12 protein-coding genes are annotated in these 12,617 nt (G+C 41.7%); 9 read left to right on the top strand and 3 right to left on the bottom strand.

What is annotated here, in order from left to right:
• Nucleotides 1-46: 46 nt before the first annotated feature.
• Nucleotides 47-985: a Dyp-type peroxidase gene (locus tag ACRWQL_RS06465; RefSeq protein ID WP_434928384.1), complete on the top strand. Its 939-nt coding sequence runs from the start codon at nucleotides 47-49 to the stop codon at nucleotides 983-985.
• A 181-nt stretch (nucleotides 986-1,166) separates the two neighbouring features.
• Here ACRWQL_RS06465 and argR read toward each other — a convergent pair whose 3' ends face one another.
• Together argR and ACRWQL_RS06455 are read right to left on the bottom strand one after the other, a co-directional pair.
• Entirely contained in the window at nucleotides 1,167-1,637 is a 471-nt protein-coding gene (gene argR / locus ACRWQL_RS06460; protein WP_226410943.1) for a transcriptional regulator ArgR, read from the bottom strand.
• A 164-nt stretch (nucleotides 1,638-1,801) separates the two neighbouring features.
• Nucleotides 1,802-2,218 carry an META domain-containing protein gene (locus ACRWQL_RS06455; protein ID WP_434928385.1) on the bottom strand — a complete coding sequence of 139 codons (417 nt, stop codon included), beginning with the start codon at nucleotides 2,216-2,218 and terminating at the stop codon, nucleotides 1,802-1,804.
• A gap of 98 nt (nucleotides 2,219-2,316) precedes the next feature.
• Here ACRWQL_RS06455 and ACRWQL_RS06450 point away from each other — a divergent pair, with 98 nt between their 5' ends.
• Genes ACRWQL_RS06450 through ACRWQL_RS06440 form a run of 3 tightly spaced genes read left to right on the top strand, consistent with a single transcriptional unit; the run spans nucleotide 2,317 to nucleotide 3,597 of the window.
• Nucleotides 2,317-2,607: a hypothetical protein gene (locus ACRWQL_RS06450; protein ID WP_434940074.1), complete on the top strand. Its 291-nt coding sequence runs from the start codon at nucleotides 2,317-2,319 to the stop codon at nucleotides 2,605-2,607.
• Nucleotides 2,604-3,158, top strand: a complete 555-nt coding sequence (locus ACRWQL_RS06445; RefSeq protein WP_434928387.1) for a GNAT family N-acetyltransferase — start codon at nucleotides 2,604-2,606, stop codon at nucleotides 3,156-3,158. Before ACRWQL_RS06450 ends, ACRWQL_RS06445 begins: the two co-directional genes overlap by 4 nt.
• Nucleotides 3,159-3,165: 7 nt before the next feature.
• Entirely contained in the window at nucleotides 3,166-3,597 is a 432-nt protein-coding gene (locus ACRWQL_RS06440; protein WP_434952811.1) for a hypothetical protein, read from the top strand.
• 107 nt (nucleotides 3,598-3,704) lie between these two features.
• On the opposite strand, the gene metK is transcribed toward ACRWQL_RS06440, so the two are convergent.
• Nucleotides 3,705-4,856 carry a methionine adenosyltransferase gene (gene metK, locus ACRWQL_RS06435; protein ID WP_434952810.1) on the bottom strand — a complete coding sequence of 384 codons (1,152 nt, stop codon included), beginning with the start codon at nucleotides 4,854-4,856 and terminating at the stop codon, nucleotides 3,705-3,707.
• Nucleotides 4,857-5,342: 486 nt separating this feature from the next.
• Between metK and tkt the strand changes: the two genes are divergently transcribed.
• The 5 genes from tkt (at nucleotide 5,343) to ACRWQL_RS06410 (ending at nucleotide 12,562) form a co-directional block, all read left to right on the top strand.
• Nucleotides 5,343-7,337 carry a transketolase gene (tkt, locus tag ACRWQL_RS06430; protein WP_434952809.1) on the top strand — a complete coding sequence of 665 codons (1,995 nt, stop codon included), beginning with the start codon at nucleotides 5,343-5,345 and terminating at the stop codon, nucleotides 7,335-7,337.
• A 140-nt stretch (nucleotides 7,338-7,477) separates the two neighbouring features.
• Nucleotides 7,478-8,500 carry an erythrose-4-phosphate dehydrogenase gene (gene epd / locus ACRWQL_RS06425; RefSeq protein WP_434928391.1) on the top strand — a complete coding sequence of 341 codons (1,023 nt, stop codon included), beginning with the start codon at nucleotides 7,478-7,480 and terminating at the stop codon, nucleotides 8,498-8,500.
• A 135-nt stretch (nucleotides 8,501-8,635) separates the two neighbouring features.
• A complete protein-coding gene (locus tag ACRWQL_RS06420) occupies nucleotides 8,636-9,814 on the top strand; it encodes a phosphoglycerate kinase (protein ID WP_434928392.1) in 1,179 nt (392 codons plus the stop codon).
• Between the two features lie 144 nt (nucleotides 9,815-9,958).
• Nucleotides 9,959-11,023, top strand: coding sequence for a class II fructose-bisphosphate aldolase (fba, locus tag ACRWQL_RS06415; RefSeq protein WP_226410935.1), 1,065 nt, complete (start codon nucleotides 9,959-9,961; stop codon nucleotides 11,021-11,023).
• A 189-nt stretch (nucleotides 11,024-11,212) separates the two neighbouring features.
• Nucleotides 11,213-12,562 carry an MATE family efflux transporter gene (locus ACRWQL_RS06410; protein ID WP_434952808.1) on the top strand — a complete coding sequence of 450 codons (1,350 nt, stop codon included), beginning with the start codon at nucleotides 11,213-11,215 and terminating at the stop codon, nucleotides 12,560-12,562.
• Nucleotides 12,563-12,617: the final 55 nt, after the last annotated feature.

Below are 12,617 nucleotides of genomic sequence, written 5' to 3'. Positions count from 1 at the left end.
GTTTAAGTCTTTCTTTCCGATAACAATCTAGGTGGTTTGTTTCAATATGGATAATCAGGTTATGCCGCGCGAGCAATTAGGGATATGTGCTGAAGGTAATTTACATAGTATTTATTTGATGTTTAATGCCAACGACGGCGTTGAAGATAAACTGCGTCCTTCGATTGCTAATGTAGCGCAATATATCTATGAGCTAACAGATCAATATGCTGATAGTGCCTTTAATGGCTTTGTTGGTATTGGGGCTAATTTTTGGGATACATATTATCCGCAGGCCCGCCCCGCACTGTTAAAACCTTTCCCAGCAATGAATGAGGGGAATCGTGATGCACCGGCTATCGAATATGATTTATTTGTTCATATTCGCTGTGATCGTTTCGATATTTTGCACCTGGTAGCCAATGAAATTAACCAAATGTTTGAAGATTTGGTTGAGCTGGTTGATGAGGAGCGCGGTTTCCGTTTTATGGATAGCCGAGATTTAACTGGCTTTGTTGATGGTACTGAAAATCCTAAAGGTCGTCATCGTCAACAGGTGGCTTTGGTGGCAGAGGAAGATCCTGAATTTAAGTCAGGTAGCTATATCCATGTTCAGAAATTTGCTCACAATTTAAGTAAGTGGCAACGTTTGCCTGTTAAGAAGCAAGAAGATATTTTCGGCCGGACTAAACAAGATGATATTGAATATGAATCAGCCGATAAGCCGTTAACCAGCCATACCAAACGGGTTAATTTAAAAGATGCTGATGGCAATACTATGGAAATTTTACGTCAAAGTATGCCATACGGCTCAGTTAAAGAGCAGGGACTTATGTTTATCTCTAGCTGCAAGACACCTGATAACTTTGAGCAAATGCTACGTAGCATGATTTATGGTGATGGGCATGGTAACCATGACCATTTAATGCTGTTTACTAAAGCATTAACCGGGTCATCTTTTTTTGCACCTTCACTGGATTTTCTCACCCAGTGGGAAGAAGAGTAATGTCTACGGTAGATGAGTAGCGGCTGTCATTAATAATGATTATTAGCCGTCGCTGTTAACAAAAATACCCAATAAAAAAGCAATGCCAAAGCATTGCTTTTTTATTGGGTATTTAGTGGCAAGCATTGATATTTCGGGATTCAATGATAGCCAACAGCTGCTTTTTAGTATAACTAAGCAGTTACTCAGTGAAGTTAAACAGAGACTTAACCGTTTCAAGCGTATCATCAATTGTTTTGATGCTTGAAGGGCTAATAAAGATAGTATCGTCACCGGCAATAGTGCCTAGAATACCCTCAGGTTTGCCTATTGAGTCTAATAACCGTGCAATTAACTGGGCGGCACCAGGGCTGGTACGTACCACTATCATTGCTTGGTTATGGTCAACATCAAGTACCAAATTCTTCAGCGGGCTGCCTGCTGTTGGCACGCCTAATTCAGCAGGTAAGCAATAAACCATTTCTTGTTTGGCATTACGGGTTCTTACTGCGCCAAATTTGCTCAGCATTCGCGATACTTTAGATTGGTTAATATTGCCAAATCCTTCAGCCTGAAGCGCATTAACGATTTCACTTTGGCTGCCAAAGCGTTCTTCTTTTAAGATTGCTTTAAATGTTCTGACCAGATCATCCTGATTTTTATTGGTTGGCATATTGTATTTTCTTCTTATAGTTGTTATTCAAAAAAACGCTACATTTTGAATAGAAATGAATCATGAGTCAAGAAAAATCCATTTTTTGTGAATATAAATTCAATTTAAAGCACTGTGTGAAGTGTAGTAAATAGTTTACTTAGTCACAAGTTGGGAAGGTTAAGCTATTTGTTTAATTTGCTTAGCACCATAATGGTTTGGCCGCTTTTATTGACTAAACGTAACTTATTTTGATTAAGCTTGGCGCTATAAACTAAAGGTAGTGCTTGCATCACTCTTTGTTCTTGTACCATGAGTGCTTCGATACAAGCTTTGCGGGTTGAGCCCGCGGGTGAAAGCGTCAGCAAATCATTTTTAAGTGAATATTGGCCCATAAATGGATTACAACTAGTGTTGCCTGTTAACTGACCGTTGTCAGAAAAAACTAATTTTGCAGGACTGTAATCAATAGTTGGTTCTGACAGCACGGATTCAATATGCCACTGGCCAACAAGTGTTGTGGTGTTATCAATATCTGAATAACTTTGGCATGCGCTTAATGAAAAAATAACTGCTGCGGCGCCTAAAAAATGCTTTATCATGTTTACTGTATTTGCCTGGATTGCTTCAATTGAAGCTATTCTACTTGATACTGTGTCAAAGTGATAACACGTCATCGGCCTATTAGTGAGAAATCGATATGATTAAATGGTTAAAAGGGCTTCATTACTTAGGGTCATTACTGTTATTTGCGGGCAGCTATTTACTGATTTTTACCGAATCTAGCCAGCGTGCTCAGGGAATGTTGATGGTGGCGAGCCTTATTGGCCTAGGTTTAACAATGATGACGCCCTATCCTGTAGCATTAGTCATCGAATGGGCTAAAAAACAAGATACTGCTTTAGCTAAGCCTCCGTCAGTTGAAAGTGATAAAGCTGAAGCACCTAAATCTGAAAATTCCCCATCCGACAAGCCGCAGGAAAAAGAGTGATTCTATATCGCAAAGCCAATCTCGCGGATGTCTCGCAGTTAGTCGAGCTAGAACGCACCCATGTTAATGCTGAGCTAGGCCAGTTTGATCCCAGTCTTCAAGGGCAGGCTTTAACGGCTGCGCAAGTGACTTTATTAATCAATCAACATTGGATCATGCTGGCGCTAGATAACCAGCAGATTGTCGGTTACGTTATTGCTGCTAAATGGGACTTCTTTGCTAAACAAGCACTGTACCAAAAAATAATTCAAAAGCTGCCGCAATTAGATATTGAACGTGATGGTGTTAAATTAGCGCTTACTCAAACCAATAGTTGTCAATATGGACCAATATGGATAGCTGAACAGTATCGTGGCCAAGGCATTTTTGCTCACTTAGTTAATCATATTGCCGAGGCGGTGAGCAGCAAGGTTAGATATTTAGTTGCCTATATTGCTGAAGATAATAGCCGTTCCTTCAGTGCCCATACTCAATATGCCGATATGCAAGTTGTCGATTTCTTTAGTTTTCAACAGCGTGATTTTTACTTGTTAGTTCGAGTGATTTATTGAGATAAAAATGCTGAATATACCGCCTAAATTTGATGAGTTGTTTGCGCCTTATCTTGGATTGCGTTTGAGTGCATTCGATAACGCCAAATTAGTTGTCGCTGTGCTAGCGCAACATCAATATAAATACCAAGCCGCTGAGATAATGTTAATCACCAAGGGCGCGGTTCAATCAACACCGCGTTATGCTGTAAAGTGGTTAGGGTTAACCGATAATCAAGTTGATATTGTTAATGGCTGTGCAGATAACTGCCGTGATATGGATTATTGCTGGATTGATTGTGGCAAGATAAATCAATATGAAGTGGGATTGAGCTTAATGGATCCCACCGATGCACAAGACAATAATATTGTGGTCGTGAATGCAATCACGGTACCGGTAATGACTATGCAGCAAATCGGTTTTATGTGTGTAGAAAGTGCCCATTTTGATCACTGTTGAACCCAGCTTTTTTAGCGTCTAATTTTAACGGTTCGTCAGTTTAAAATTACAGACAATAAAAAACCGCCTAAATGGCGGTTTTTTAATTCACGCTAATCAGTCTTTAGTTAGAAACCTGCATCAGCACGTAAAATTTCAGCTTTATCAGTTGCTTCCCACGGGAACTCACTGCGGCCAAAGTGGCCATAAGCCGCAGTCTTTTGGTAGATAGGGCGAGCCAAATCTAACATTGCAGTTAAGCCATATGGACGTAACTCGAAATGTTGACGCACTAACTTGATCAGTAGCTCTTCTGATACTTTACCTGTGCCAAATGTTTCAATGCTAATTGAAGTCGGCTCTGCAACACCAATTGCATAAGACACTTGTAACTCACAGCGATCAGCTAACCCAGCAGCGACGATGTTTTTAGCCACATAACGCGCAGCATAAGCCGCACTACGGTCAACTTTTGAAGGATCTTTACCCGAAAAAGCGCCGCCACCATGACGAGCCATGCCGCCATAGGTATCTACGATGATTTTACGACCGGTTAAACCACAATCGCCAACAGGACCACCAATAACAAAACGACCAGTAGGGTTAATAAAGTATTTAGTATCTTTAGTTAACCAGTGTGAAGGCAATACTGGTTTGATGATGGTTTCCATCACAGCTTCAATTAAATCAGCCTGTTTAACTTCTTCTTTATGTTGGGTTGATAACACAACCGCATCAATACCGACAATTTTGCCATCGTTATAAGCAAAGGTAATTTGGCTTTTTGCATCAGGACGTAACCAAGGTAAGGTGCCGTCTTTACGTACTTCTGATTGGCGTTTAACTAATTTGTGCGCATAAGTAATAGGTGCAGGCATTAACACATCAGTTTCGTTACTCGCATAACCAAACATTAATCCTTGGTCGCCAGCACCTTGCTCAGCAGGATCGCTTCGGTCAACACCTTGGTTAATATCAGGAGATTGCTTACCAATTGCATTCAAAACTGCACAGGAATCAGCGTCAAAACCCATATCAGAATGAGTATAACCAATGTCACGCACTGTTTTACGAGCAATTTCTTCGATATCAACCCAAGCAGAAGTGGTCACTTCGCCACCCACTAATACCATGCCTGTTTTGACATAGGTTTCACACGCAACACGAGCTTTTGGGTCTTGCTCAAGTATTGCGTCTAATACCGCATCAGAAATCTGATCGGCGATTTTATCTGGATGACCTTCTGAAACTGATTCAGAAGTGAACAAGTGCTTTGCCATAGTCGGAAATCTCATCGTTTGCTGATAAAAAATATAAATTTATATACGTCTAGACGTCTATTCTAGTCGAAATTGATTTTGATAACACCCCACTATACGAATTAAAGCGTAGAATTGTGCAATGTTTTATGAAAATGTTAAACAGCAAGATAAGCTGTTTGCTATTCTGTGTAATTAACGTGATGAAATTTAAGGTTTAAGTGACATTTTAATCGTGAGGTTTTAACGTTACTGTATACATAATTAGACAATATAAACCCAATAAATAAATTGCCTGAACCAATAATGTCCGCTTTGATGGAAGCTTAATGCCACTATTTAAGCTGCTAAATTAGGTAGGTTTATAGCAATTATTGCGCTTTATTAGCCAATCTGAAGTTTGAATTGATACACACGAAAAATATTAATTTGCGTCGCGCCGCCTAGTAGGGGAAAATATGACTCCACAATTGCCCGCTAGACCTCATTAAACAAGCAGGAGAGAGCATGTCATCTCGTAAAGAACTCGCAAACGCAATTCGTGCGTTAAGTATGGATGCCGTTCAAAAAGCCAATTCTGGACACCCAGGCGCACCAATGGGTATGGCAGATATTGCTGAAGTATTATGGAATGATTTCCTAAAGCATAATCCAACCAACCCTAACTGGGCTGACCGTGATCGCTTTATTTTATCCAATGGCCATGGCTCAATGCTTATTTACTCTCTATTACATCTTTCGGGTTATGAGCTTCCAATTGAAGAGCTTAAAAATTTCCGTCAGTTGCACTCTAAAACGCCTGGTCACCCTGAATATGGTTATACCCCTGGTGTTGAAACCACCACGGGTCCATTAGGTGCAGGTATCAGTAATGCCGTTGGTATGGCGATTGCTGAAAAAACCTTAGCAGCACAGTTTAACCGTGATGGCCACGATATCGTTGATCACTTCACTTACTGTTTCTTAGGCGACGGTTGTTTAATGGAAGGCATTTCACATGAAGCCTGTTCATTAGCTGGCACATTAGGTTTAGGTAAACTAATTACATTCTGGGATGACAACGGTATTTCTATCGATGGTCACGTTGAAGGTTGGTTTACTGACGATACGCCTAAGCGTTTTGAAGCATACGGTTGGCATGTTATTGCTGATGTTGACGGTCATAATCCTGATGCAATCCGCGCCGCAATTGAACAAGCTAAGTCTGTAACTGATAAGCCTACAATGATCTGTTGTAAAACAATTATTGGTTTTGGTTCACCGAATAAATCGGGTAGCCATGATTGTCACGGCGCACCATTAGGTGATGCAGAAATTGCAGCGGCTCGCGAATTCTTAAACTGGCCACATGCTCCTTTTGACATTCCATCAGATGTTTATGCTGGTTGGGATGCTAAGCATAAAGGTGTGGCTAATGAGTCATTATGGAATGACAAATTTGCTGAATACAAAGTGGCTCACCCAGCGTTAGCGGCTGAGTTTGAACGTCGTGTATTAAAAGGTGATTTACCGGCAGACTTTGAAGCAAAAGCACAAGCATTTATTCAAGAATGCCAAGATAAAGCTGAAGGCATTGCAAGTCGTAAAGCATCACAAAATACTATTGGTTTCTTTGGTGCTATGTTACCTGAGTTACTTGGTGGCAGTGCTGACTTAGCGGGTTCAAACCTTACGCTATGGTCAGGTTCAAAAGGCATTCAAGACGATGCAGCCGGTAACTACATCTATTACGGTGTGCGTGAGTTTGGTATGAGCGGCATTATGAATGGCGCCTCATTACACGGCGGCTTCATCAATTACGGCGCAACTTTCATGATGTTTATGGAATACGCACGTAATGCGGTACGTATGTCTGCGTTAATGGGTATCCAGAACATTTTCGTTTATACCCATGACTCAATAGGTCAAGGTGAAGATGGCCCTACTCACCAACCTGTTGAGCAATTAGCTAACTTACGTATGACACCTAACATGACTGTATGGCGTCCATGTGATGCTGCTGAAACAGCGGTATCTTGGAAGTCTGCAATTGAAACTCGCAAATCGCCAACGTCTTTAATTTTTAGCCGTCAAGGTCTTAAGGCTCAAGCGCGTAGCGCTGAGCAATTAGCCAATGTCGCTAAAGGTGGTTATGTGCTGCTTGATTGTGAAGGCGCTGCGGACGTTATCTTAATTGCTACCGGTTCAGAAGTGCAGTTAGCGGTCGATTCTGCTGCAGCATTAACTGTCGATGGCATCAAAGTACGCGTAGTGTCTATGCCGTCGACCAATGTGTTTGACAAGCAAGATGCAGCTTACAAAGAGTCTGTATTACCTCGCTCTGTGACTAAACGCGTAGCAATTGAAGCGGCTCACGTTGATTTCTGGCATAAGTATGTTGGCTTTGATGGCGATGTTGTCGGCATGACAACCTTCGGCGAGTCAGCACCGGGTGGCGACTTATTGAAGCACTTTGGCTTCACCGTTGATAATGTGGTTAGCAAAGTCAAAGCACTGGCTTAAAAACATGATCCACGATTGACTCAAATTAGCGCTTATATGTTAAGTGCTTAATTGTGTATAATATGGCGGCCGACACTTTATGTGTTGGCCGTTTTTTATTTTTCTGCCTTAATAATCTCTCTCTTTATGCTGGGAATGGAATGATTCGAGTTGCAATAAATGGTTATGGTCGTATTGGTCGCTCCATTCTGAGGGCGTTATATGAATCAGGGAAGCGTGACCAAATTCAAATAGTTGCGATTAACGAACTCGCAAAACCCGACGCTATTCGTCATCTTACCCAATACGATACAACCCATGGTCGTTTTAAACATCAGGTCAGCTTAAAAGACAATCATCTTATTATTGGTGATGATGCCATTCTATTGCTTAATCAGTCTGACCCAAGTCAACTACCTTGGGCTGAACTGGATATCGATATTGTTTATGAAGCGACGGGTAGCTTAAATGATCGTCAAGAATGTGAAGTGCATATTCAAGCAGGTGCTAAACAAGTCCTTATTTCTCATCCTTCTTCTCCCGATGTTGATGGCACTATAGTCTATGGGGTGAATCATGATTTACTGCGCCCTGAGCATACAGTCGTGTCCAATGCGTCCTGTACAACCAATTGTATTGTGCCGGTTATCGATGTGTTAGATAGGCATTTTACGGTTAAAAGTGGCGCAATTACCACGATCCATTCGGCGATGAATGACCAGCAAGTGATTGATGCATATCATGATGATTTACGCCGCACCCGCGCCGCCAGTCAGTCAATTATTCCAGTGGATACCAAGTTAGCACGCGGTATTGAGCGTATATTGCCCCACATGAAAGATATGTTTGAGGCTATATCGGTACGCGTACCGACAATTAATGTTACTGCAATTGACCTTTCCGTTACTCTTGAGAAGAAAGTGGATATCGCCCAAATTAATCAGGTGTTAGCCTTGGCCTCAAATGGCAGTTTTAATGGTATTTTGGGATATACAGAAGAGCCATTAGTGTCATGTGATTTTAACCATGACCCGCGGTCGAGTATTGTTGATGGCACCCAAACCCGTGTCAGCGCCGGGCATTTGGTAAAATTACTCTTATGGTGTGACAACGAGTGGGGTTTTGCTAATCGCATGCTCGACACAAGCTTGGCGATGATCCAAGCTAGGCAGTCAAAAAAATAATCCTGATGATTTATGTTAAAAATAACTAAATAACTAAATCAAAGTGCTTGAATGATTTTTTAACCGTGGATCATGCATCGGCGGTGAACAACAGATTTGTTTTTTAATTTTTACATTTATAAGGAAAGGCTAATTATGGCTATTATCAATATGGTGGATTTAGATCTGCAAAATAAGCGCGTGCTTATTCGTGAAGATTTAAACGTACCCGTTAAAGACGGTGTTGTAACAAGTGACGCACGCTTGCGTGCTGCATTACCAACAATCAAACTGGCACTTGAAAAAGGCGCTGCTGTGATGGTGATGTCTCACCTTGGTCGTCCAACTGAAGGCGAATTTAATGCTGAGTTTTCGATGCAACCTGTTGTCGATTATTTAGTTAACGCACTGGATTGCCCAGTTCGTTTAGCTGATGACTACCTTAACGGTGTTGACGCTAAAGCGGGTGAAGTGGTTGTATTTGAAAACGTGCGTTTTAACGTTGGCGAAGGCAAAAACGATCAAGCACTCGCGAAGCAAATGGCAGCATTATGTGATGTGTACGTTATGGATGCTTTTGGCACCGCACATCGCGCCCAGGCATCAACCCATGGTGTTGGTCTGTTTGCTCCTATCGCTTGTGCTGGCCCATTATTGGCCCAAGAGTTAGATGCTTTAGCTAAAGCAATGGATAACCCAGCACGTCCGTTAGTGGCCATTGTTGGTGGCTCTAAAGTCTCTACTAAGTTAACTGTGCTAGAAAGCTTGTCCGGTATTGTTGATCAACTCGTAGTGGGCGGCGGCATTGCCAATACCTTTATTGCTGCAGCGGGTCATAATGTTGGCAAATCATTATATGAGGCAGACTTACTTGATGAAGCTAAGCGTTTAGTCGCTAATGCCAAGAGTCGCGGTGCTGACATTCCTGTCCCTACAGATGTTGTTGTTGCCAGCCAATTCAGCCCAACGGCTGAAGCGACACTAAAGTCTGTGAGCGATGTGAGTGACACCGACATGATTTTTGATATCGGTCCAGATAGTGCAGAAGCTTTGGCAAAGATTATTGAACAAGCTGGCACGATTGTGTGGAATGGTCCTGTTGGCGTATTTGAGTTTGACCAATTTGGTAAAGGCACTGAGCGTATCGCCCAGGCCATTGCAAATTCAAAAGCCTTCTCTATTGCTGGCGGTGGTGACACCTTAGCGGCAGTGGATAAATACAATATTGCAGATAAAGTTTCATACATTTCGACCGGCGGCGGTGCTTTTTTAGAGTTTTTAGAAGGCAAAAAGCTTCCTGCTGTAGAAATGCTTGAACAACGCGGCGCAGAATAAGCGTTAAGCGATAAAAATAATAATTATTATAAAAAACCGTTCCTTAAGTTAACAGACCTAACAATTGTTAGCTTGAGGAATATAAAAATCCATCCAAAAAATAGCGACCTAGGTGAGTAATCACCCTATAATTGGAGAACAAAAATGGCTCTTATCTCTCTACGACAAATGCTAGACCATGCGGCTGAACATGGTTATGGCGTACCTGCTTTTAACGTAAACAACCTTGAGCAAATGCGTGCAATTATGCAAGCGGCTGAAGCAACAGACAGCCCTGTTATTGTGCAAGCCTCTGCGGGTGCGCGTAAATATGCTCGTCCACAATTTTTAAAGTATTTAATGGCTGCAGCGCTTGAGCAATATCCAGATATTCCAGTGTGTATTCACCAAGACCATGGTACTGACCCTGATATTTGTCAGCGTTCTATTCAATTAGGTATGTCGTCAGTTATGATGGACGGCTCGTTAATGGCCGATGGTAAAACACCAGCTTCATATGAATATAACGTGGATGTGACTCGTCGCACTGTTGCTTTCGCACACGCATGTGGTGTGTCTGTTGAAGGCGAAATTGGTTGTTTAGGCAGTTTAGAAACAGGCGAAGCTGGCGAAGAAGATGGTATCGGCGCTGCAGGTATTCTGACTATGGACCAAATGCTAACAACCCCAGAAGAAGCTGCGCGTTTTGTTGCAGATACTCACGTTGATGCATTGGCTATTGCAATTGGTACTAGCCATGGTGCTTACAAGTTTAGTCGTAAGCCTACAGGTGATGTTTTACGAATAGATCGCATTAAAGAAATCCATGCCCGTATTCCTAATACTCACCTAGTAATGCATGGTTCATCTTCAGTACCACAAGAGTGGTTAAAGATTATCAATCAGTATGGCGGTCAGATCCCTGAAACTTACGGCGTACCTTTAGAGGAAATCGTTGAAGGGATTAAGCATGGCGTACGTAAAGTGAATATTGATACCGATTTGCGTTTAGCATCTACTGGTGCAGTTCGTAAATTCTTAGCTGAAAATCCAGCAGAATTTGATCCACGTAAATTCTTAAAAGCATCAATGGAAGCTATGGCAGACATTTGTACTACGCGCTATGAAGCGTTTGGTTGTGCTGGTATGGCATCTAAAATTAAGCCTAAGTCGTTACAGGCTATGTATAAAGCTTATCAATCTGGCGAGTTAGACCCAAAAATAGTCTAATTTATAGCCGCGTTAAAGCCCGTCAGACTTAGGTTTCGGCGGGCTTTTTGTTTGATAGCATTTATAGTTTTTTGTTAGTTGATGCATTTTCGTCATACTGTAATTGTAATCTGTTAATCCGAGTCGAATTTAAATATCGACCTACTCTCTTGTTCATTATTAATCACAAACATTAGTGAAACCGCAATTATGCAAACCGCGACAGATAAACCGTTATCATTATTTAGCTTAACCTGGCCATTATTTATTGATTTTGCACTGCACTTTTTAACCGCAGCGTTAAACACATTTATGATCAGTCATGTTTCGTATCAAGGTGTTGCAGCCTTGTCTGTTGGCAATATGGTGTTTCAACTAGCCATTACCTTATTTAGCTTTGTCAGTATTGGTGCAAGTGTGGTGATAACCCAATATCTTGGTGCTAAAAATAAAGCTGCTGCCCGTGATGTTGTTTACTCGGCTATCGGTTTTAACCTAGGTGTGGGAGTGGTTGCGGCGTTTGGCGTTGTTGCAGGTGCCAGCTCTATTCTTTATTTAATGAATTTACCCGAGCACTTACTTGCAGACGGTAAGTTATATTTACAAATTGTCGGCTTATGTTTAATTCCTGAAGCTATGGCGATGTGTATTGCTGGAGCAATGCGCGCCCATGGTCATACTTTGCAAGCTATGTGGGTAACATTAGCGATTAATATCATCACATTTGTCGGTAATTTACTCCTACTCTATGGCTGGTTTGGCTTACCTGAAATGGGCGTGGCCGGTGTGGCAATTAGCACTGTCACGGGGCGTATTATCGGTGTATGCATCATGTTGGTTCTTTTTGTACGTTATACCGGAATTAGCCTGCATGTCCCTTCAATTATTAAACCAAAATGGACAATGCTTAAAAAAGTGTTTCACATTGGTTTGCCCGCAGCGGGAGAGAATTTGTCCTGGATGTTGCAGTTTTTAGTGGTGACCTCATTTGTTGGTTTGATGGGCGATAAAGCATTAGCCGCACAGTCGTTATACTTTCAAATCTGTATGTTTATTTTGTTGTTTGGATTATCCATAGGTATTGGTAATGAAATCATTATCGGTCACTTAGTGGGAGCTAAAGCTATTAAAGCTGCTGAAAAACAAATGTATCGTGCTTTGAAGTTGGGGTTAATAGTCACCACTTCAGTGGCCGCATTAGCCGCTATTTGGGGCCAAGATCTTGTGGCATTGTTTACCGATGAAACCGATGTGCTGCAATTAGTGGCACCGTTATTTATTCTCACCTTGTTTATGGAGCCTGGACGCACATTTAATTTAGTGGTGATTAATGCATTACGCGCCAGTGGTGATGCCAAATTTCCGTTTTTTGTTGGTGTTTTCTCTATGTGGTGTATTGCGGTTCCTGGGGCATATTGGCTCGGTATTCATTTAGAGTATGGCTTAGTTGGTATATGGGCCGCTTTGGCGGTTGATGAGTGGGTGCGTGGATTAGCCATGTTATGGCGCTGGCGCAGTGGACGCTGGCAATCAAAAAGTCTAGTACTAGAGCATGATTAATCAATATTTAGTAAGGCATACCGTTCAGTCAGTTTTTCAATTTTATTATCAAAGT

Origin of the sequence: Shewanella sp. HL-SH4 (assembly GCF_051164845.1) — a bacterium.
In the GTDB taxonomy this organism is placed as follows: Bacteria; Pseudomonadota; Gammaproteobacteria; order Enterobacterales; family Shewanellaceae; genus Shewanella; species Shewanella glacialimarina.
The sequence above is the reverse complement of the archived record's forward strand: the minus strand, read 5'-3'. Positions and strand labels throughout refer to the sequence as shown.